Annotated in this window: 19 protein-coding genes; 6 read left to right on the forward strand and 13 right to left on the reverse strand. The window is 68.0% G+C overall.

The genetic code is table 11. The features are described from left to right. Positions 1 to 9 precede the first annotated feature (9 nt). Genes kdpB through L1787_RS09840 form a run of 4 tightly spaced genes read left to right on the forward strand, consistent with a single transcriptional unit; the run spans position 10 to position 6,001 of the window. Positions 10 to 2,046 (forward strand): potassium-transporting ATPase subunit KdpB, encoded by a 2,037-nt coding sequence (gene kdpB / locus L1787_RS09825; protein WP_235708627.1) that lies wholly within the window; start codon positions 10 to 12, stop codon positions 2,044 to 2,046. Positions 2,047 to 2,057: 11 nt separating this feature from the next. After that, positions 2,058 to 2,654 (forward strand): potassium-transporting ATPase subunit KdpC, encoded by a 597-nt coding sequence (kdpC, locus tag L1787_RS09830; protein WP_235708628.1) that lies wholly within the window; start codon positions 2,058 to 2,060, stop codon positions 2,652 to 2,654. Continuing rightward, the gene (locus L1787_RS09835; protein ID WP_235708629.1) at positions 2,647 to 5,307 is read left to right on the forward strand and encodes an ATP-binding protein; all 2,661 of its coding nucleotides are present in this window, start codon (positions 2,647 to 2,649) and stop codon (positions 5,305 to 5,307) included. Before kdpC ends, L1787_RS09835 begins: the two co-directional genes overlap by 8 nt. Then, positions 5,300 to 6,001 (forward strand): response regulator, encoded by a 702-nt coding sequence (locus tag L1787_RS09840; protein WP_235708630.1) that lies wholly within the window; start codon positions 5,300 to 5,302, stop codon positions 5,999 to 6,001. The genes L1787_RS09835 and L1787_RS09840 overlap by 8 nt, the downstream gene beginning before the upstream one ends. Before the next feature lie 18 nt (positions 6,002 to 6,019). On the opposite strand, the gene L1787_RS09845 is transcribed toward L1787_RS09840, so the two are convergent. Further along, positions 6,020 to 7,903, reverse strand: coding sequence for a hypothetical protein (locus L1787_RS09845; protein ID WP_235708631.1), 1,884 nt, complete (start codon positions 7,901 to 7,903; stop codon positions 6,020 to 6,022). Positions 7,904 to 8,301: 398 nt separating this feature from the next. Between L1787_RS09845 and L1787_RS09850 the strand changes: the two genes are divergently transcribed. Continuing rightward, entirely contained in the window at positions 8,302 to 9,402 is a 1,101-nt protein-coding gene (locus L1787_RS09850; RefSeq protein WP_235708632.1) for an AbrB family transcriptional regulator, read from the forward strand. 55 nt (positions 9,403 to 9,457) lie between these two features. Here L1787_RS09850 and L1787_RS09855 read toward each other — a convergent pair whose 3' ends face one another. The 5 genes from L1787_RS09855 to L1787_RS09875 all read right to left on the reverse strand — a co-directional run bounded on the left by L1787_RS09855 (position 9,458) and on the right by L1787_RS09875 (position 13,485). Next, entirely contained in the window at positions 9,458 to 10,066 is a 609-nt protein-coding gene (locus L1787_RS09855) for an HD domain-containing protein (protein ID WP_235708633.1), read from the reverse strand. Further along, positions 10,063 to 10,461: a RidA family protein gene (locus L1787_RS09860; RefSeq protein ID WP_235708634.1), complete on the reverse strand. Its 399-nt coding sequence runs from the start codon at positions 10,459 to 10,461 to the stop codon at positions 10,063 to 10,065. Before L1787_RS09860 ends, L1787_RS09855 begins: the two co-directional genes overlap by 4 nt. 180 nt (positions 10,462 to 10,641) lie before the next feature. Continuing rightward, positions 10,642 to 11,919: a TRAP transporter large permease gene (locus tag L1787_RS09865; RefSeq protein WP_235708635.1), complete on the reverse strand. Its 1,278-nt coding sequence runs from the start codon at positions 11,917 to 11,919 to the stop codon at positions 10,642 to 10,644. Beyond that, positions 11,916 to 12,374: a TRAP transporter small permease gene (locus L1787_RS09870; RefSeq protein WP_235708636.1), complete on the reverse strand. Its 459-nt coding sequence runs from the start codon at positions 12,372 to 12,374 to the stop codon at positions 11,916 to 11,918. The genes L1787_RS09865 and L1787_RS09870 overlap by 4 nt, the downstream gene beginning before the upstream one ends. A gap of 133 nt (positions 12,375 to 12,507) precedes the next feature. Then, positions 12,508 to 13,485: a TRAP transporter substrate-binding protein gene (locus L1787_RS09875; protein WP_235708637.1), complete on the reverse strand. Its 978-nt coding sequence runs from the start codon at positions 13,483 to 13,485 to the stop codon at positions 12,508 to 12,510. A gap of 159 nt (positions 13,486 to 13,644) precedes the next feature. Here L1787_RS09875 and L1787_RS09880 point away from each other — a divergent pair, with 159 nt between their 5' ends. After that, positions 13,645 to 14,550 carry a LysR family transcriptional regulator gene (locus L1787_RS09880; protein WP_235708638.1) on the forward strand — a complete coding sequence of 302 codons (906 nt, stop codon included), beginning with the start codon at positions 13,645 to 13,647 and terminating at the stop codon, positions 14,548 to 14,550. Positions 14,551 to 14,632: 82 nt separating this feature from the next. On the opposite strand, the gene leuB is transcribed toward L1787_RS09880, so the two are convergent. The 7 genes from leuB to L1787_RS09915 all read right to left on the reverse strand — a co-directional run bounded on the left by leuB (position 14,633) and on the right by L1787_RS09915 (position 21,258). Beyond that, positions 14,633 to 15,715: a 3-isopropylmalate dehydrogenase gene (gene leuB / locus L1787_RS09885; protein WP_235708639.1), complete on the reverse strand. Its 1,083-nt coding sequence runs from the start codon at positions 15,713 to 15,715 to the stop codon at positions 14,633 to 14,635. Then, positions 15,712 to 16,329 carry a 3-isopropylmalate dehydratase small subunit gene (leuD, locus tag L1787_RS09890; RefSeq protein ID WP_235708640.1) on the reverse strand — a complete coding sequence of 206 codons (618 nt, stop codon included), beginning with the start codon at positions 16,327 to 16,329 and terminating at the stop codon, positions 15,712 to 15,714. The genes leuB and leuD overlap by 4 nt, the downstream gene beginning before the upstream one ends. Before the next feature lie 8 nt (positions 16,330 to 16,337). Further along, complete coding sequence (gene leuC, locus L1787_RS09895) at positions 16,338 to 17,744, reverse strand: 3-isopropylmalate dehydratase large subunit (RefSeq protein ID WP_235708641.1); 1,407 nt, start codon at positions 17,742 to 17,744, stop codon at positions 16,338 to 16,340. Positions 17,745 to 17,754: 10 nt separating this feature from the next. Beyond that, the gene (locus L1787_RS09900) at positions 17,755 to 18,414 is read right to left on the reverse strand and encodes a GntR family transcriptional regulator (protein ID WP_235708642.1); all 660 of its coding nucleotides are present in this window, start codon (positions 18,412 to 18,414) and stop codon (positions 17,755 to 17,757) included. Between the two features lie 82 nt (positions 18,415 to 18,496). Continuing rightward, the gene (locus L1787_RS09905) at positions 18,497 to 18,916 is read right to left on the reverse strand and encodes a Zn-ribbon domain-containing OB-fold protein (protein WP_235708643.1); all 420 of its coding nucleotides are present in this window, start codon (positions 18,914 to 18,916) and stop codon (positions 18,497 to 18,499) included. Beyond that, entirely contained in the window at positions 18,917 to 20,077 is a 1,161-nt protein-coding gene (locus L1787_RS09910) for a thiolase family protein (protein ID WP_235708644.1), read from the reverse strand. It lies immediately after the preceding gene. Further along, positions 20,074 to 21,258: a CaiB/BaiF CoA transferase family protein gene (locus L1787_RS09915; protein ID WP_235708645.1), complete on the reverse strand. Its 1,185-nt coding sequence runs from the start codon at positions 21,256 to 21,258 to the stop codon at positions 20,074 to 20,076. Before L1787_RS09915 ends, L1787_RS09910 begins: the two co-directional genes overlap by 4 nt. Positions 21,259 to 21,265 lie beyond the last annotated feature (7 nt).

Consider the following 21,265-nt stretch of genomic DNA (forward strand, 5'->3'; position numbering starts at 1 on the left):
GGTCGTCTCATGACGAAACATCCCCCGCTCGCCGGGCCGGGCCTCTTCGACCCCGCCCTCCTCTCCCACGCCGCGCGCGATGCGGTCCTGAAGCTCGACCCACGCCGCCTCGCGAAGAGCCCGGTGATCTTCGTAACGGCGATCATCGCCCTCCTCGCGAGCGTCTATGCCGCGTTCGGGATCGGCGATGCGCCGGCGCCGCTGATCGTCCAGATCGCGGCCTGGCTGTGGGCGACGGTGCTCTTTGCGAACTTCGCCGAGGCGATGGCCGAAGGGCGCGGCAAGGCCCGCGCCGACAGTCTGCGCGCGACCCAGGCCGAGACCATGGCGAAGCGCCTCGCCCATCCTGGCGCGCCCCCGGAGCCCGTCTCCTCCCGGTCCTTGCACAAAGGCGACCTCGTGCGCATCGATGCCGGCGATACGATCCCGGCCGACGGTGAGGTCGTCGAAGGCGTCGCCTCGGTCGACGAGAGCGCGATCACCGGCGAATCCGCCCCCGTCATCCGCGAGGAAGGCGGCGACCGCTCGGCGGTGACCGGCGGCACCCGCGTCGTCTCCGACCACCTGGTCGTGAGGGTGACGCAGGCGCCCGGCGAGGGTTTTCTCGACCGCATGATCGCCCTCGTGGAAGGGGCCGACCGGCGCAAGACGCCGAACGAGGTCGCGCTGTCGCTGCTCCTCACCGGCCTCACGATCATCTTCGTGCTCGTCGTCGTGACGCTCGAACCGTTCGCGATCTTCTCGGGCGAGACGATCCCGACCGCCTACCTCCTCGCGCTCTTCGTCACGCTGATCCCGACCACCATCGGCGGGCTTTTGTCGGCGATCGGCATCGCCGGCATGGACCGGCTCGTGAAGGAGAACGTCATCGCGAAATCCGGTCGCGCGGTGGAGGCGGCCGGCGACGTCGACACGCTCCTCATCGACAAGACCGGCACGATCACCTACGGCGCGCGCCAGGCGGAGACGTTCTATCCGGCCGAAGGGGTGGAGATCGAGACGCTGATCCGCGCCGCGCGGCTTGCCTCGCTCGGCGACGAGACGGCGGAGGGCAAGTCCATCGTCGCCCTCGCCGAGCGGATGGGGATGCGCGGGGACGCCGACCGTATCGGCACGCTCGTCCCCTTCACCGCCGAGACGCGCCTGTCCGGCATCGATCTCGCCGACGGAAGGCTCCGCAAGGGCGCGACCGACGCGATCGCGCGATGGCTCGCCGCGGACGGTGGCGCGCTGCCGGACGACGTTCGCGACGACGTGGAGCGGATCGCCCGTGCCGGCGGCACGCCGCTCGTCGTGGCCCAGGACCGCCGCGCCCTCGGCACGATCTACCTCAAGGACGTGGTGAAGCCGGGCATCAAGGCACGCTTCGCCGAATTGCGAGCCGCCGGGGTGCGCACGGTGATGATCACCGGCGACAACCCGCTGACCGCCGCCGCGATCGCCGCAGAGGCCGGCGTCGACGACTATGTCGCCGAGGCGACGCCGGAAAAGAAGCTCGATTATATCCGCGCCACCCAGGCCGACGGCCACCTGATCGCCATGTGCGGCGACGGCTCGAACGACGCGCCCGCGCTCGCTCAGGCCGACGTCGGCGTCGCCATGAATGACGGGACGCCCGCGGCGAAGGAGGCGGCGAATCTCATCGATCTCGATTCCGATCCCACCAAGCTCATGCGCGTCGTCGAGGTCGGCAAGGGTCTCCTCATCAGCCGCGGCGCGCTGACGACCTTTTCGCTCGCCAACGACGTCGCGAAATATTTCGCGATCATCCCGGCCCTCTTCCTCGCCGCTTACCCGCAGCTTCAGGCCCTCAACATCATGCGCCTCGGCTCGCCGGGGTCGGCGATCCTCTCGGCGGTCATCTTCAACGCCGTCGTGATCGTGGTCCTCATCCCGCTGGCGCTGAAGGGCGTCGCCTATCGCCCGATGTCGGCGGCGGCGCTCCTGCGTCGCAATCTCCTCATCTACGGCCTCGGCGGCCTCCTCGTCCCGTTCGTGGGCATCAAGCTCATCGACATGGCGGTCACCGCCCTCGGCCTTGCCTAAGGATGCCGACAATGACCCTCTTCAGACCCGCAGCGACCGTGATCGTCGTCATGACGGTGCTGTTCGGCTTCGCCTATCCGCTCGGAATGACCGCGCTGTCCGGGGCCCTCTTTCCGCGCGAGGCGAAGGGCTCGCTCATCGTGCGCGACGGGCGTATCGTCGGCTCGGCCCTCATCGGCCAAATGTTCGAGGCGCCGCATTATCTCATGGGCCGTCCGTCTGCCGTGGCGTATGACGCCGCGAACTCTTCGGGGAGCAATCTCGGCCCCACCAATGCCCGCCTCATCGGCGCGGTGCGGGACCGGGCGTCCGCCTTCGTCGCCGCGCACGGCGTCAAGCCGCCGGTCGACCTCGTGACCGCGTCGGCCTCCGGCCTCGATCCGCACATCTCGCCGGATGCAGCGTTCGCGCAGGCCGCCCGTATCGCGGAAGCCCGCGGCGTGTCGCCGGCGCAGATCCGCGCGTTCCTGCGCGAGCGCGTGGAAGGCCGAGCGCTCGGCCTATTCGGCGAGCCGGTGGTCAACGTCCTTCTCGCCAATCTCGCCCTCGACGCGGCGTTTCCGCTCCCGGACGAGCCGGCCATCGGAGCACAGGCCTCCGATGGCTGACGACGAGCGCCGCCCCGACCCGGACGCCCTCCTCGCCGAGGTCGGCCGCGCGGGCAGAGGTCGCCTCAAGCTCTTCCTCGGCGCCGCTCCCGGCGTCGGCAAGACCTACGAAATGCTCCGCGCCGCCCAGGACGCGAAGACCGACGGGGTCGACGTGGTCGTCGGCCTCGTCGAGACGCACGGCCGGCGGGAGACCGAGGCGCTTCTCGTCGGCCTCGAGGCGATCCCGCGCCGCCTCGTTTCCTATCGCGGCCGCATGTTGCCGGAAATGGATCTCGACGCGATCCTCGAACGCCGACCCGCGCTCGTCCTCGTCGACGAGCTCGCCCACACCAACGTGCCGGGCGAGCGGCACGCGAAGCGCTGGCAGGATGTCGAGGAGCTGCTCGCCGCCGGCATCGACGTGCACACGACGCTCAACGTCCAACATCTCGACAGCCTGAACGACGTGGTCGAGCGCATCGCCGGCATCAAGGTGCGCGAGACGCTGCCGGACAAGGTCGTCGAGACGGCGGACGAGATCGAGGTGATCGACGTGACGCCGGAGGTGCTGCAAAAGCGCCTGCGCGAAGGCAAGGTCTACGTCCCGGAGCAGGCGGCGCGGGCGATCACGCGCTTTTTCTCGCGCGGCAACCTCACGGCGCTACGCGAGATGGCGTTGCGCGTCGCGGCCGAACGGGTCGACCGGGACATGATCGACTATATGCGCAGCCACGCCGTCGCCTCGGCCTGGCCCGCGCGCGACCGGCTTCTCGTCTGCCTCACCGCCGGGGCCGCCGAACGGCTGGTGCGGACCGGAAAGCGGATGGCCGACCGCAGCCGCGCGCCGTGGATCGTCCTCGCCATCGGCGACGGCGAAACCACCGATCCCTCCATCGAAAGGGCGCTCCTCCTCGCCGAGCAGCTCGGCGCGGAGACCGAACAGCTCGCCGTCGCGCGGTCGGCCCCGCAGGCGATCCTCGATTATGCGCGCCGGCGCAACGTCTCGCGGATCGTCGTCGCGGCGGAGAAAGGCGTCCGCCTTTTTCGCCCACGGCTGCACGAGGGGCTGATCGCCGGCGGGGATTCTTTCGAGATCACGGTGCTCGGCAGCGGAGCCGACAGCGCGGCCCCCGTCCAACCCGTCGCGGTGGAGGCGTTCTCACCGCGCGCCTATCTCCTCGGGGCGTTCTATGTCGGCCTCGCCATGCCTTTCGGCCTCCTCGTCGACCATACTCTGCCGCTCGCCAACCTCTCCCTCGTCTTCCTCGCGCCGGTGCTCGCGATCGGCGCGGCGGGCCGCGTGCCGGCGGCCGTGTTCACCTCGATCCTCGCCTTCATCGCCTACAACTATTTCTTCACCGAACCCCGGCTGACGCTGTCGGTGATCCACCCTTGGCAGGTGCTCACCCTCGCGTTCTTCCTCGTGTTCAGCCTCGTCGTCGGCATTCTCGGTGCACGGCTGAACGCGCAGGTCGCCGCGATGCGCGTCGCCGAGCGGCACACCCGCGCGCTCTACGAGTTCACCCGAAAGGCGCTGTCGGCCACCAGCGACTATGACATGGCCTGGACCGTGGTGAGCCAGGTCCGCTCTTCGGTGCCGGTCGAGACCGTGCTCCTGACGCCGGACGCCTCCGGCCGCCTCGTCGTGTTCGCCGGATCGCCGCCGATCGACGAGATCGACCCCGGATCCGCGGCCGCCGCGGATTGGGCCTGGCGGCAAGGCCAGCGCGCCGGCTGGTCGACCGACACGCTGCCGTCGAGCGGCTGGCTCTTCATTCCCCTCGTCGCGCGCGAGCGCACGCTCGGCGTTCTCGGGCTGCGCGGCGAGGACGGCCGCGAACCGCTCCGCGCCGCGGACCGGCGCCTCCTCGACACGCTCGTCGATCAGGCCGCCCTCATCCTGGAGCGGGCTCGGATGATCGCGGAGGCCGCCGAGGCGCAGCGTTATAGCCAGACGGAGAAGCTGCGGACCGCGCTCTTATCCTCGGTGAGCCACGATCTGCGCACGCCTTTGGTTTCGATCATCGGCGCGGTGTCGACGCTCGAGGCGCTCGGCGGCGACATGTCGGAGCGCGATCGCGCGGAACTCTTGAAGACCGTCGCCGCCGAGGCCGGGCGGCTCAACCGCTTCATCCAGAACCTTCTCGACATGACGCGGCTCGGCTATGGTGCGCTCGCGGTGCGGCGCGAATGGCTCGACCTCGGCGATATCGTCGCCGCCGCGCGCGAACGCTTGAAGGGACGGCTCGATGGGATCACCGTCGCGGTGCAGATCGCACCCGAGGTCGCGATGGTGGAGGCAGACCCGACCCTGCTGGAGCAAGCCCTCGTCAACCTGCTCGACAATGCGGCCCGCTTCTCGCCGCCCGGCGAGGCGGTGTCCGTCAGCGCCGAACGGCGGGGCAACCGGCTCGTGCTCGCCGTCAGCGATCATGGGCCGGGCGTGCCTCCCGACCGGCGCGACCGTGTGTTCGACCTCTTCTGGCGCGCCGAAAATGCCGACCGGCAAAGCGCCGGAACGGGCTTAGGGCTCGCGATCGTGCGCGGCTTCGTGGAGGCGATGGGGGGACGCGTGACCGTCGGCGAACGCGATGGCGGCGGCGCGCGCTTCGAGATCAACCTGCCGCAGCCGGCGATGCCCGTCCTGTCGCCGGAGCCGTTCGATGGCTGAGGGCGCGAAAATCCTCGTCGTCGACGATGACGACGCGATCCGAAAATTCCTGCGGATCAGCCTGACCGCGTCCGGCCACACCGTCATCGAGGCGCGCACCGGAGAACAGGCGCTCGGCAAGGCGGCGACCGAGCGGCCGGCGATCGTCATCCTCGATCTCGGCCTGCCCGACCTCGACGGCCGCGAGGTCGTGCGGCGGCTGCGGGACTGGTTCGCCGGGCCGATCCTCATCCTGTCGGTCCGGGCGGACGAGGCGGAGAAGGTCGCCGCGCTCGATGCCGGCGCCGACGATTATGTCGTCAAGCCGTTCGGCATCCAGGAGCTGCTCGCCCGGTTGCGCGTTCTGCTGCGCGCCCGCGCGGGCACCGCAGAGGCCGCGCCCGTCCTCCATATCGGCGACCTCACGATCGACATCGCGGCCCGGACCGTTACCCTCGCGGGGCGGCCGGTGGCGCTGACACGCAAGGAGTTCGACCTTCTCGTCATGCTCGCCCGGCATGCGGGGAAGGTGCTGACCCAGCGCCAGCTCCTGACGGCGATCTGGGGCGAGGCCCATGTCAACGACACGCAATATCTGCGCGTCTATGTCGGCCAGCTCCGCGCCAAGCTCGCCGACGACCCGGCGCAGCCGCGTTTCATCCGCACCGAGCCGGGTATCGGCTACCGCCTCCTCTGGCCCGAGAGCGGGCTCTAGCGCACCGCGCGGCGCGCCTCAGAAGCCGTCCGGCATTTCGGCATAGGGGCCGGAAATGTCCGGCTGGGTGTTGTTGATGAGCTGTAGGTCGTTCTGGCTGAGATTGTCCGGCCCGTCCCACACGGCGCCGACGAGGCTCGCGGTGTTGTTGGCGAACCAGACGCCGTCGATCGACAAAGCGCTCGTCGCGTCGTCGTTGACGAAGATCGCGCCGCCTTCGCCCGCGCTGGAATTGCCGACGAAATTCCAATCGGTGATGTTCGCCTGGGCCGATTGCATGTAGAGCGCGCCGCCGACGACTCCGGCGGAATTGGCGGTCATGAAGCCGTACTCGCTGTTGAGCGTCGCCGCGCCGGCGGTGTCGATCAGCGCCACGCCGCCACCATTGGCGCCCGCCTGATTGGCGACGATCCCGACGCTGCCGGTCAGCGTCAGCGTTCCGTCGCCGAGGAAGAGACCACCGCCATCGTTCGAGGCATAGTTGCCGCCGATGAACACATTGGCGAGCGAGAGGGTCGCGCCGAGGCCCGTGATGCCGCCGCCATAGCCCTCGAGCGAGGCCGGCGATCCGACGACGGCCGATCCGCCGGTGATGACGAAATTGTCGATCCGCGCCGTGCTCTGATTCGCCAGGAGGAAGACGGGGATGTTGTCGTCGAGAAGGCCGGCCGGCTGGCTCGTCGCGACGTCGGTGATGGTCTCCGTCCAGTCGGACGCCGGATAGGGCGTGTCGCCGTCGATGGTGGCGCCCTGGGTCAGGGTGGCCTCCATCGTGGTGTCGTCGCCGGCGGTGTCGCCGGTGAGGGTCACCAACGGACGGCCGTCGGAGCCGGTCGGCCCTTCGATATAGACATTGCCTTCGATCTCGAGCGTCCCGAGGCTCGGGTCGAGACGGATGGTCGTGGGCTCGGAAAAGACGCCGCTGTCGAAGGTGATGTAGTAGGTGATGCCGGCGTTGGCGCTGGCGTTGCTGTTGGCGATGTCGATCGCCTCGCGGAGGGACAGATCGTCGTTCGACGGATTTTCGTCGAACTTGTCCTCCGCCGTCGTCACCGTGGGGGAATAAGGGCCCTGATATTGGGGCGGCGTATATTGGATATCGTCCTGGTTGATCGACGTCGCGCCGACGATGGTGATCGACCCGCCGGCGGGGCCGACCGGACCGAGATCCAACACGCCGTCGAGCGGATCGGACGCGGCAGTGTCGTTCGTCTGTGCCGCGCCGCTGTCGAGCATGGCGAATTGCAGTGTGTCCGGGGCACCGCGCGGGGCGGGGTCAGAGACGGCTGCGGGGTCGACGTCGATGCGGACCCCGAAGATCGTCCGCGTGAAGGTGAGATTGTCGGCGCTGGAGCCGTTGATGACGATCTTGTCCTTGCCCGGCTCGAAACCGACGATCCTGTCGTTGCCGAAATCGCCTTGGAAGATGTGCGTATCGGCCCCGCGACCGCCCACGAGCACGTCCGCGCCGGGGCCGCCATCGAGCGTGTCGTCGCCGTTGCCGCCCTTCAGCGTGTCGTGGGCAGCGCCGCCCTCGATCCAGTCGTGCCCGCTGCCGCCGGAAAGAAAATCGCGCCCCGCCTCGCCGCCGAGACGGTCGTCGCCGGAGCCGCCGAAGATCCGGTCGCGCCCGTCGCCGCCGGTGACGGTGTCGTGGCCGGCGCCGCCGAACAGGCCGTCATGGCCGTCACCGCCCATGAGGCGGTCGTCGTCGTTCCCGCCGCGCAGAAGATCGTGGCCCGCCCCGCCACTGATCTTGTCGCGGCCGTCACCGCCGATGACGTGCTCGTTTCGGCCCGAGCCCTCGATGACGTCATGGTCCGACGTGCCCCGCCGGGTTTCGAGCGACGCGCCCCAATGAAGAAACTGCAACGATTTCAGGAGTAAGACTTGGAGTGACAAAATCGGCTCCTCGGGCAAAAAAGTCGAGCCGATGTTAGCATTCGGGCAAAGATCGGGCTATTTGCTTTTCATCGTCTTCGTTCGCGACGCCGCGATCGCCTTCGCGCCCCGCGCCGGCCCCGTCGCCATCACGATTTGCGGATGCAACCTGAGGGAAGAAGCGCGGACAAGCGCGAGAGGCCACACTGCGACGGCGCGCTCGGTCCCGTCGATCCGGCAATGCTCCGCGATCGGACCGACCTTCGCGCCATGAACCACGAGACCGCCCGGTCATCCCCGTTTGCGGGGCGTTCTCTCGAAGGAAAACCGATGAGCAAGCCTTGCGGCGGCGTCCCTCATGCGATCCGACGCGCCGATCACCACCGCCGACCCGCCTCCCCGACGGGAATCCCCTTCCGATGACGGACAGCGTGCCCGCCGGCCGCCGTCTCGGCCGCCTCCTGCTCCTCGCCGTCATCTCGGTCGCGCTGGTCGCCCTCTTCGAGTGGGTGGGGCTTCCGGCGGCGTTTCTGCTCGGACCGATGCTCGCGGGGGTGTTCGTCGCGCTCACCGGCGACGCGCCGAAGGTCAAGCGCTCCTTCTATCTCACCGCCCAGAGCTTCATCGGCTGCCTCATCGCCACGACGATGCCGGTCGAAACCTTCGTCGGCGTGGCGCGGGATTGGCCCATCTTCCTCACCGGGGTCGGCGGGGTCGTCGGACTGGCGGCGGTGGTCGGAGCGTTGCAGATGCGTTTCGGCACGCTTCCGGGCACGACGGCGCTCTGGGGCCTCGCACCCGGCGGGGCGTCGGCCGCCCTCCTCCTCGCCGAGGCCAACGGCGCCGATGTTCGGATCGTCGCGCTGATGCAATATTTGAGGGTTGCCGGCGTCGTGCTGACCGCCTCGGTCGTCGCGCATTTCGCGCTGCCGCCGAATGTTGAGGCGGCCGCCGCGTCGGTCGATTGGTTCGCGCCCGTGCCGCTCGGCAGCTTCGCCGCGACGGCGGCGATCGCCTTCGCCGGCGGGTTGATCGCGAGGGCCGTCCGCTTTCCAGCCGGCCAGCTCCTGTTTCCGATGGGCATCGCGATCATTCTCGCCGACACCGGCCTCGTGACGCTGACGCTGCCGCCATGGCTCCTCGCCCTCGCCTATGCGACGATCGGGTGGAGCATCGGCTTGCGCTTCTCGCGCGCCATCGTCGCCCGCGCACTCCAAGCCTTGCCGGCGATCCTCCTCGCCACGGCGACGCTGATCCTCACGTGCGCGCTCTTCGCGGTCGTCCTGTCGAACGTGACGGGGATCGACCTTCTCACCGCCTATCTGGCGACGAGCCCCGGCGGCGCGGATTCCATCGCGATCATCGCGACGGCGTCCGATGTCGACGTGACCTTCGTCATGGCGATGCAGACGGCGCGGCTTCTCGTCGTGATGCTGCTCGCCCCGCCGCTGCTCGGTTATCTGGCGCGCCATCTGGAGCGCGGCGCCTCATGCGATGGGACCCGCTCGGCGGGCTCCTGATGGAAAGAGCCCGGCCGTCGCCACCTTGGTGGGCGCGATGGCCGGGCCGCTCGGATCAGGTCACGACGCGCCCGTCGGCGAGCGGCTCCAGCCGGCCGGCACGCTCCAGGATGGCCCAGAACGCATGGTCGGCGTAGTTGACCACCGTGTTCTCGAGGCTGCGCATGATGAAATCGCCCTCGCGGGAGTGCGCCCCGGCGGTGTGCGCGACCGCCTCGGGAAGCCCGACGGTCAGGCAGATGTGGACGCCATAGACCGAGTGGCGGATCGCCGGATAGCCGCTCGCGCCGGGATTGTCGCGCCAGCGCTTCTGGTTGGCGTGGCTGAACTCGAACGGCTTGCCGACATCGTGGCAAAGCGCGCACGCAATCAACAGATCCCGATCGATCCCGCTATCGCCCACCACCTCGGCGAGTTGATCGACGAGTCCGAGGGCCATGCGCGTCACGCCGCGAATGTGGTCGGTCTGTGTGCCGCCGCGCAAAGGCGAGGTGTCCGGCCCGCCGGCGCCGATGATCTCGTCGATCGAGGTGAATTCGCTTTGCGACAGGCACAGCGCCCACGCCTCGACCACCTTGTCGCCAAGGTCGGTGTCGGTGATCAGCTCCACTTCGGGAAGGCTCCGGCGCACGCCGGCGCGCAGCTCGTCCATCGAGGCCATCATGCGTTCTCCTTCACCGCCGCGACCAGCTCGATCTCGACCTTGAAGGGGCCGGCGAGCTTCACGACGAAGGTCGAACGGGCCGGCAGCCGGTCCGGGAAATAGGTCTCGTAAACGCTGTTGAAGGCGGCGAAATCGTCGACGTCGGTGAGGAAGACGGTCGCCTTCAGCACGCGATCGATCGAGCTGCCCGCCGCGTCGAGAACGGCGGTCAGATTGTCGAGCACCCGCCGCGTCTCGATTTCGATGCCCGAGCCCACGAATTCGCCGGTCACCGGATCGTTGGCCACCTGGCCCGAGGTGAACACGATGTCCCCGTAGCGGGTCGCCTGCGCCAGCGGCACGTTCGGAATCGGCGCACCGCTCGTCTCGATGGCCTCGATACGCTTCGCAGTCATGGGAAGATCCTTCTTGTCGTTGAGATGAAGTCTTCGGGCGTGACCGACCAGCGGCCGCAAAGGGCCGCTGCGTCCGCCGTCGGTTGGTCCGGCCGTTCGGCGGTATCGAACGCCGCGGCACGAACCGGGTGGGAGAACGGGAGGCGGAGGCGGCGCGCATGTGCGCTCGCGCGGCCTCCTCTAGTGTGTCAGCCCCAATTGCCGTGGCAGGAAGAGGGAGATGTCCGGCACGTAGGTGATCACCGCGAGGATCATCAAAAGCGCAGCGAGGAACGGCAGCACGGATTTCGCCGCCTCATTGAACGTGATCCCGCACAGGTCCTTCAGCATGAAGAGAGCGATGCCCATCGGCGGCGTGAACATGCCGATCCCCATCGCGATGACGGTGATGATGCCGAAGTGGATCTCGTCGATCCCCGCGGCGGTGACCGTCGGCAGCAGCATCGGCGCGACGACGATGAACACGATCGAGGCTTCGACGAAGAGGCCGATCACCAGGAAGGCCGGCACGATGATCGTCAGAAGCAGCCACGAGCTGCCGGTGAAGCCGGTCATGAACTCCACGATCGTCAGCGGCACCTGCTCGATGACGAGCACCCAGGCGAACAGCATCCCCGACGCGATGATGAAGGAGAGGTTCGCGACCATCGGCACGACGTCGAGGAACAGCCGCGGCAGATCCCTGATGCCGATGTCCCGGTAGAAGACGAGCGCGAGGATCAGCGCGTAGAGCACGGTGACGGCGGCGGCCTCGGTGGGGCTGAAGATGCCGCTCAGCATACCGCCGATGAGGAGCACCGGCGCGAAGAGGGCCGGCAGCGCGGCGAAGAAGCTCGTCGCGAGTTCCTTCGGGGCGACCGGCGTCTCGACCGGCAGATCCTTTACGCGGGCATAGACGTAGACGCTGATCATCAGGACCACGGCGATGAGGATGCCCGGGATAATGCCCGCCGCGAAGAGCGCCAGCATCGAGGTCTCGCCCGCCACCGAATAGAGGATCAACGGAATGCTCGGCGGAATCACCGGGCCGATGATGGCCGACGCGGCGGTGATGCCCGCCGTGAAGCGCCGCGGATAGCCGGCGCGGTTCATCGCCCGGACCTCGACCTGCCCGAGCCCGCCAATATCGGCCACCGCGACGCCCGACATGCCGGCGAAGATCATGCTCGCGAGCACGTTGACGTGGCCGAGACCGCCGCGCAGCGAACCGACGAGATTGTTGGCGAAGCGGAAGATCCGCTCGGTGATGCCGGCCTCGTTCAGGATGCGGCCGGCAAGGAGGAAGAGCGGGATCGCCAGCAGCGGAAACGAGTTGAGCGACTGGGTGAGGCGCTGGGTGAGGATCGCGAGCGGAACGCCCTCGATCAGGATATAGGCCACCGATGCCGTCAGCATGCCCACCGCGATCGGGGCGCCGAGCAGGATGACGACGAGAAAGGTTCCGAGAACGAGGGTCATGTGGGCTCTTTCCCGGTCTCGGGCGCGCCCGTCGTCACCAGCGAGACGATCAGCGAGAGCACCACCAGGACCGCGGCGACGGGCAGCGAGGCGTAGAGAATGTTGACCGGCATCCCGATCGCCGTGGTGATGTTGGCGTTCGCCTTCAACACCGGAGACGAGGCGTAGAGGATCAGCGCGAAGATCCCGAGGGTGAGCAGATCGACGGCGATGGCGAGGAGATGCCGCAACGGCGCCGGGAGCATCACGACGAAGACGTCGATCGCATAGAAGCCGCGCTCCCGCACCAGCTTCGCGACGCCGACATAAGCGACCCAGACGAAACAGGTCCGGGCGATCTCCTCCGGCCAGGACAACGGATTGTCGAGGACGTAGCGAAACAGAATCTGCACGTTCAAAAGAATGAAGATGGCCGCCAGGAGGAGGCCACAGACCACATCACGGATGGTGTCCATCCGCCGCGCCCATCGTTCCAATCGTTCGAGAGTCACACCCTGTCACCTTTCGAGATCTGATCGCCCGCGAGCCGCGCCGCCCAGGGCCGACGGCCGGAACGCCGAACCGACGCCCCGGCCGCGCGGCGGCCGATTATTGTGCGGTGTCGGGTTCGATGGTGGCCAGGGCGTCGGCGCCGATCTCGCTTTCGAGCTTCGGCCAAACGTTCGCGCGGACCTTTTCGACGAAGGCGTCGACGTCGAGGCCGTCATCCTCACCGATGACGGTCATGCCATTGGCTTCCAGCTCGGCGAGAAGATCGGTCTCCTGCTGGATGAGATATTCGTCGCCCCACAAGATCGCCTTGCGGGCCTCCTCCTGCAGCGTCTCCTGCTGCTCGGGCGTGAGGGACTGGAAGCGCGCGTCGTTCATCATCCAGAAGTCACCGCCGAGCAGGTGCCCGGTCAGCATGATGTGATCCTGAGCGTCGAAGAAGCGGAGCTGGTAGATCGTCGGAATCGGGTTTTCCTGCCCGTCGATGACGCCGGTCTTGAGGCCGCCGAGAACCTCCTGCAATGCCACCGGCGTCGCGAGCGCGCCGAGACCGCGGATGGTTTCGAGGAAGATCGGCAGCTCGACCGCCCGGATCTTCATCCCGTCGAGATCGTCGGGCGACAGGACGGCTTTGTTGGCCGTGAAGTGCCGCGCGCCGAGATACTGGACGCCGAGAATCCGAATGCCGGTCTTCTCGCGAAACTCCTCCATCCAGGCGGCCATCTCCGGCCCGTCCATGAAGGCCCGCCAGTCTTCATAATTGCGGAAGGCGTAGGGGAAGGCGGCCAATTGCAGCTCGGGAACGTCGTCCTTGACGGCGATCGAAATCGTGGCGTCGACCGTGCCGAGCTTCACCTGGCTGTAGGAATCCTGCTGGTTCGACACGATCGAGCCGGAGGGATGCACGCTGATGGTGATCTCGCCATCCGTCGCCGCCGCGACGTTCTCCGACCAACGCTCGAGCGCCAGTGTATAAGGTTGTGTCGCGCCGTGAATATTGGCCGCGCGAAGCTTCGTCTGCGCATCCGCCGAAGAAAGACCGAGGAGAAGTACGCTCCCCGCGGCGGTTAGGGACATGAGAATTCGATTCAAATCGACCTCCTATTGGGTCTTGCACCCGCGAGCGGGGCGCCCTTGGGAAACAACGATGTCCTTTGCCTGAATGGGAATTGTGCTGGCGCTTCACCGATCTGTCTAATTTAATTAAGGCGGATAATTGATAGAGCTGATTGATCAATGGCCATCGATACCGACCATTTGCGCACCCTCTATTGGATCGCCCGTCTCGGCAGCTTTCGGGCCGCGGCGGAGCGGTTGAACGTCAGCCAGCCGACGATCTCGTTCCGGATCAAGACCTGGGAATCGGAGCTCGGATGCACCCTGTTCGAGCGGCGTGGCCGGACCATGCGGCTCACCGAGGACGGCGCGGCCGCGCTCGATTATGCCGAGCGGATCCTGAGCCTGATGGAGGATCTCGACCGCCGGCTCAGCGGCGACAGTGATCTCAAGGGGCAAATCCGCCTCGGTGTGCCCGACAGCTTCGCGATCGTCGGCCTGCCGACGCTCGTGAAGGCGCTCGAGGACGAGCATCCGTCGCTCAAGGTCGCATTGACGATCGCTGACAGCGCCGTGCTCGGCGCGCGTCTCGACGAAGGGGCGCTCGATGTCGCGGTGCTCTCCCAGCCGAGGCCGCGGGCCAACGTCCATCTGAAGACGCTGGGCCGGCATCGGCTCCTTTGGGTGTCGGCGCCGGGCCTCCTGCCCGCGCACGCGCGCTATCAGCCGACCGACCTCGCCGAGACGCGGATCTTCACCAACCCCTCGCCGTCACCGTCCTTCCAGCTCCTGATGAATTGGTTCGACGAGTATCAGACCGTCCCGCGGCGTCTTTGCACCTGTGACAGCCTGTCGGTCGTGCGCTCGCTGGTTCTCGCCGGCCTCGGGATCAGCGCGCTGCCGCATTCGTTCGTGCAGCACGAACTCGCGGGTGGCACGCTCGTCGCCCTCGACGTCGCGCCCGATCTCGCGGCGCCGGAGATCTTTCTCGGCACGCCGCGACGGACGCGAAACGCCGCGATTTTCGTGATGGAGCGGCTCTTGCGGGAGGTGATCGAGGAGACCGCCTTCCTCGACGTCACCTGAGGCGCGGCGCACGGAGCGCCGCCCGCGCGCCGGTGGCGATCCGGCCCGGCGCTCCGAGCGCCGGCGCGGACCGCCTCACGCGTCAGCCGCGTTCGAGCGCGGCGATGACGGCATCCCCGAACGCATCCGTCGAGACGGCGGGGCCCGAGCCGGCGAGATCCGCGGTGAACGTCCCCGCGAGGAGCACGTCGTCGACGGCGGCAACGATCCGATCGGCGAGGTCTTTGCGATCGAACGAGTGTTCCAGCATCATCGCCGCGCTGAGGATCATGCCGCACGGGTTGGCGATCCCCTGTCCGGCGATGTCGGGCGCGGTGCCGTGGATCGGCTCGTAGAGGCCGCGCGTCCCCTCCCCGAGTGACGCCGACGGGAGCATTCCGAGCGAGCCCGTGAGCGCCCCCGCCCCGTCGGACAGGATATCGCCGAACATGTTGCTCATGACGAGGACGTCGAACTGCGAGGGATCGCGGATGAGCTGGAGACAGCAATTGTCGACGAGGATGTGGTGGAGCGGCGTGTCGGCGTGGGTGTCGGCATGGAGCGCGGTGACGGCCCGGCGCCAGACCCCGCTCACCTCGAGGACGTTCGACTTGTCGACCGAATGGAGCCACCCGCCGCGCTTGCGGGCGAGCGCGAAGGCGCTGTTGGCGACACGGCGCACCTCGGCGGAGGTGTAGGTCATCGTGTTGAAGCCACGCTCGCCGCCCTCCGCGGGCTCGACGCCGCGCGGCTCGCCGAAATAGATGCCGCCGGTCAGCTCGCGCACGATGACGAAATCGACGCCGCGCACCGTCTCCGGCTTCAGGCTCGTGTGGTGTTCGAGCGCCGGGGAGACCCGGATGGGCCGCAGATTGGCGAAGAGGCCAAGCTCGCGGCGCAGGCGGAACAGCCCGTCGCCGGCGCGGGTGCCCGGCGGACCTTCGTCCCATCCCGGCCCGCCGACACTGCCGAAGAGCACGGCGTCCGACGCCTTGGCGCGCGCCACCGTCTCGTCGGCGATGGGACGGCCGATCGTCTCGATCGCGGCGCCGCCGACGGCCGCCTCCTCGAAGGTCAACCCCACGAGATCCTTGGCGACGCACCAGTCGAGCACACGCCGCGCGACGGCGACGACCTCCGGCCCGATGCCGTCCCCCGGGACGACGAGGACGTGCCCGCCGCTCACGACGCACCTCCGAGCGACAGCCACGGCATCGCCGCCGCCGAGCGCTGCTCATGCGCGGCGATCGCGCTCTCGTGCTCGAGGGTGCCGTCGATCGAGTCGCGCGCTTCGAGGATACGCTGGCGGTCGGCCGGGGCGAGATCGAACGCGATCGATCCGAGATCGTCGTGGACGAGCGCCGCATTGGCGACGTCGACGACAAAGACACAGCGTGTCGGATCATGCGCCGCCGCGAGGCAAGCGTTGAGGTCCGTCTCCGTTATGGTCACGGGCGCGACTCCATTGTTGAGGCAGTTGGCTTTGAAGATGTCGGCGAAGAGCGAGGAGACGACGCAGCGGATGCCGAACGCCTTCAACGCCCACACCGCATGCTCGCGTGACGATCCGCAGCCGACATTGCGGCCGGCGATCAGGATGCTCGCGCCGGTCCAGGGATCGCGGTTGAGGACGAAATCCGGTTCCGCCGACCCGTCGGCGCGGAAGCGCAGACTGTGGAAGAGGTGGCGGTCCATCGACGCGATGTCGGTCCGCCGGAGAAAGGACTGCGGATAGATGACGTCGGTGTTGAGATCGCTGCGGGGGAAGGCCGCGGCGATCCCTTTGAAGGGCCATGTCATGGGTTGCCTCACAGATAGTCGCGCACGTCGGTGATGCGGCCGGCGATCGCGGCCGCGGCGGCCATGGCGGGCGCCATCAGGTGGGTGCGGCCGCCCTCGCCCTGGCGTCCCTCGAAATTGCGGTTCGAGGTGGAGGCGCAGCGCTCTCCGGGCTTCAGCGCCTCGCCGTTCATCGCAAGGCACATCGAGCAGCCGGCCTCCCGCCACGCAAAGCCCGCCTCGCGGAAGACCGTATCGAGCCCCTCGGCCTCGGCCGCCGCCTTCACGAGGCCCGACCCCGGCACCACCCAAGCCTCGACGCCCTGCGCGACCCGGCGGCCCCGCACCACGCTCGCGGCGAGACGCAGGTCCTCGAGCCGGCCGTTGGTGCACGATCCGATGAACACGCGGTCGACCGGAACGGTGGCGATCCGCTCGCCGGGGGAAAGGCCCATATAAGAGAGCGCGGCGGCGATGCCGGCCGCCGCCTCAGGGGCCGCCGCGGCGGGGTCGGGCAGCACACCGTCGACCGGCAGCGACTGCCCCGGATCGGTGCCCCAGGTGACCGTCGGCACGACGTCCGCCGCATCGATCGCGATGTCGGTGTCGAACGTCGCGTCGGGGTCGCTTCGGAGGGTCGTCCAGAAGGCCAGCGCCGCATCCCATGCCGCGCCGGAGGGGGCGAGCCTGCGGCCTTTCAGATAGGCGAATGTTGTCTCGTCCGGGGCGATCATACCGGCCCCAGCCCCGGCCTCGATGGACATGTTGCAGAGCGTCATGCGCCCTTCCATCGACAGCGCCTCGATCGCCTCGCCGGCATATTCGATAACGTGGCCCGTCCCACCGGCGACGCCGATGCGGGAGAGCACCGTGAGAACGAGATCCTTCGCCGTCGTCCCGGCGGGCAGGCGGCCATCGACGCGCACGCGCATCGATTTCAGGCGGCGCTGGACGATGGTCTGGGTGGCGAGGACGTGCTCGACATCGCTGATCCCGATGCCGAACGCATACGCGCCGAACGCGCCATGCGTGGAGGTGTGGCTGTCCCCGCAGACGACGAGGGCGCCCGGCAGCACGAAGCCTTGCTCCGGCCCGACGACATGGACGATCCCCTGCCGGCGATCGCGCACCGAGAAGACCTCGAAGCCCGCCTCCGCGCCGAACGCCTCGATATCCTCGACCATGGCGCGGGCATCGTCGTCGGCATAATCGATCGCGCCGCTGCGGTCGGCGGTCGGCACCGTATGATCGGCGACGCCGAGGGTGAGATCGGGCCGACGCACCGGCCGCTTCTTCTCCGCGAGGCGCGTGCGGGCATACGTTGCGACACCCTCGTGCACCAGGTGGCGGTCCACGAAGAGCAGAGCGCGATCGTCACCGAGTTCGGTCACGACATGGGCGTCGAATATCTTCTCGTAGAGCGTTCGCGATCTCATCCTGATTCCTTCAGTCGTCGAAGACCTCGTGCCAGCCTTTCGTGATGTGCTGCTGCATCGCTTCGAGAGCCGCCTCGCGGTCGCCGCTTTCGACGCACGTGAGAAAATTCTCGTGCTCCTGCTGCATCCGGCTTTGGCGCTGCTCGATCGCGTCGAGGTCGTGGAAGGGATATTTGGCCCAGAGGACGCGGACGAATTCGAGCGTCTGCGGCCGCTTGGCGATCTGGTAGAAGTTGAAGTGAAAGCGGTAATTCAGCCGGCGGACACCGATCCGGTCGCCGCTGGCGATGGCCTCAGCGCATCGCTCGTGGACGTCGCGCGCGGCCGCCAGCGTCGCGTCATCGAGATGGGCGAGCGCGTGGCGGGTCAACTCACGCTCGAGGAGGAGGCGGAGGTCGCGGATCTCGACGACCTGCGTCTTGTCGAGCTTCGGCACCATCGCCCCTTTGTGGGACGATCCGAGGAGATAGCCCTCGGCCTCGAGGATGCCGAAGGCCTCGCGCACCGGAGTCGCCGAGACGCCGAACTCCTTGGCGACCTCCATCTGCTTCAAGCGCTGCCCGCGATCATATTCCCCGACGATGATCCGCTCCCGGATCATATCCGCGATCTGATCCTGGATTCGCTGGACCTTGAGGCCGACGCTCCTCTCCTCAACCGACTTGATCATCTACCCGCTCCGCGTGTGAAAGCGCTGCCGATAGCGGACGGATCACCCCCCGGCAATGGCGCGGTGCGGGCCGCCGCTTCGCTCATCGGACCAACGCGAAGCGCGGCAGGATCTCCGCGCCGATCGGCACGGGCACCATCTCGACACGGCGATCGATCCACGAGCCCTCCGGCTCGGCGCCGGTGAGGTTCGAGATGATGATCGGCCCCTCGTCGAGCCGGACGGCGACGACGTTGTAGGGGGCCGGATAAAGGTCGAGATACTGCCGGTGGAAGATCACCCAGGACATGATCGACCCGCCGCCCGAGACGGCCGTCCACGCATAGTCCGGCGACAGGCACTCGTGGCACACCGGGCCCGGCGGATAGCGGAACGCGCCGCATGACCCGCAGCGCTGAAGGTGCAACGCACGGGTCTCCGCGAGGAGCTGCCAGAACGGCTTGTCGTAGAGCCCGAGGACGCGGTTCGGAATGGTTTGGCTCGTCTCGCTCGTCATCGCCATTCAATTTCCGTAGATGATCGACATCGCCTTGCCCGCGACGTCGGAGGAATAGTGGACGTAGCGGGCCCCCTCGACCTGCCGGCTCCCGCATCCGCCGCGAAGCTGGCGCACGGCTTCGACCTGATGGTTCCAGCCCTGCATGTACGTCTCGGACAGGTGCCCGCCGGACGTGTTGGTCGGCAATTTGCCGTCGAGGCCGATGCCGGATTCGCGCAGGAATTTCCCGGCGCCGCCGACCGGGCAATAGCCGTACCCTTCGAGCGCCAGCGGCACGTGGACCGAGAAGCTGTCATAGACCTGGAACACGTCGACATCGTCCGGGCCGATCCCGGCCCGGTTGAAGACCTGTTCGGCCACCTTCTGCTGCGCCGGCCGATAGAATTCGGTCAGCCGGGGCTCCAATGTCGTGGCATTCTCGTTGAGGTCGTAGCGGCCGACGGCATCGATATAGACGGGGCGGTCGGTGATCGCGCGCGCCCGCTCCGCCTCGGCGATGATCAGCGCGACGCCGCCATCGTTGATCAGGCAATAGTCGAAGAGATGCAGCGGCTCGCAGATATAGCGCGAGCCGAGATAGTCCTCGAGCGAGATCGGCCGACCCTGCATGATCGCGTTGGGATTGTGCTGCGCCGACGCGCGCTGCGCCACGGCGACATGGCCGAGATCGCTCTCCTCGAAGCCGTAAAGGGCGCGGAAACGCTGGAACATCAGCGCGTAGAGCGCGCCTTGCGAGGTGAGCCCCCACGGCGCGTGATAGACGTAAGAGAGGAAGGCGTCGCCGCCCATCGCCTGCGGACCGCCATATTGGGTGCCGACGGAACGCTGATCGTTGCCGTAGACGAGGGCGACGACCTCCGCCATCCCGGTCTCGATCGCCTGCACGGCGGAAAGGACCGCGAGCACGGCGTCCGCGTTGTCGCCCCAGCGGACATTGAGCTTCAGAAGCTCGCCCATCCGCTCATAAGGGTTCCAGGGTCCGCAGATCAGACCGTCGATATCGTCGCGCTTGAGGCCGGCGTCCTTCAGCGCATCGATGAAGGCGAAGGCCGCATAACCGTTGATGTCGGTCGGGTTTTCGCCGGCGCGGACGCGCGCCCAGTCGCCGACCCAGTCGGTGTGGCCGACGCCGACGACCGCCGCTTTCCGATTCGTCCGGCTCATTCCGACGCTCTCCAGGTGGGATTCGCTCCGCGCAACTCGGCGAGGATCGCGTCATTGTGCTCGCCGAGCAGCGGCGGGCGCTTCAGCGCGACTCGCTCGCCGTCCACCGTGTAGGGGGGCGAGTTGTAGATCGTGGACCCGAGTTCGGGATGCTCGATGCTCTGCCAATAGTGGCGGGCGGCAAGCTGTGGATCCTCTTCGATCAGTCTGCGGGCATGGGCGACCGCGGCGGCCGGCACGCCGGCGGCGCGCAGGGTCTCGGCCGCGTCCTCGGCGCCGCGCGCGGCGGTCCATGCCGCGACCATGCGCTCGACCTCGTCGATCCGGGCAAGGCGCGCGGACGACGTGGCGAGGCTCTCGTCAGTGGCGGCGCCACCCAGAATGCCGGCGAGCGTCCGCCACGCCGCGTCGCTCTCGACGGCGATCGCGATCCACGCATCCTCGCCGTCGCTCGGGAACACATTGTGCGGACAGGCGGAGGGCGAACGGTTGCCGATCTGCGCCGGCTCCTCGCCGCTCCAGGCCCATTCGACGAAGGTCGGGCCGTGGAAGTTGATCGTCGATTCCACCTGTGCGAGCTCGATCCGCGTGCCCTCGCCCGTCTGCCGCCGCTGCCGCAGCGCGGCGAGCACGGCGAAGGCGGCGTGATAGCAGTTCGCCGCGTGGTCGGGATAATGGGTGCCCGGCCCGATGGGGTCGCCCGGCTTATAAGCGGTGTGCCAGATGAAGCCGGACACGGCGCTGATCGTCATGCCGACGCCGAGAAGGTTCGCCCGCGGCCCCTCGGCCCCGTACATCGGCATCTGCAGATAGATGATGTTCGGCGCGACCGCCCGGCAGGCGTCATAACCGAGGCCGAGGCGCTCCATCGCGCCGGGACCGAAATTGCTGGTCACGACATCCGAACGGGCGATCAGCTCGAGCGCGGTGGCGTGCCCCTCCTCCGACTTCAGGTCGAGCGACAGGCTGCGCTTGCCGGTGTTGCGGGAGGCGAAATAGCCGCTCCGGTTGACGCCCGGCTTGCCGTCCTTGAACGGCCCGCCGGCGCGGACGGGATCGAGCCGCGTCGCGCTCTCGACCTTGATGATCTCGGCACCGAAATCGGAGAACAGCTTGGTCGAGAACGGGCCGGCGCCGGCCCAGGTGAAGTCTGCGAAGCGAATGCCTTTCAGATAGTCCATCGTGTCC

The sequence above is a fragment of the Acuticoccus kalidii genome, from assembly GCF_021556395.1.
GTDB classification, from domain to species: domain Bacteria; phylum Pseudomonadota; class Alphaproteobacteria; order Rhizobiales; family Amorphaceae; genus Acuticoccus; species Acuticoccus kalidii.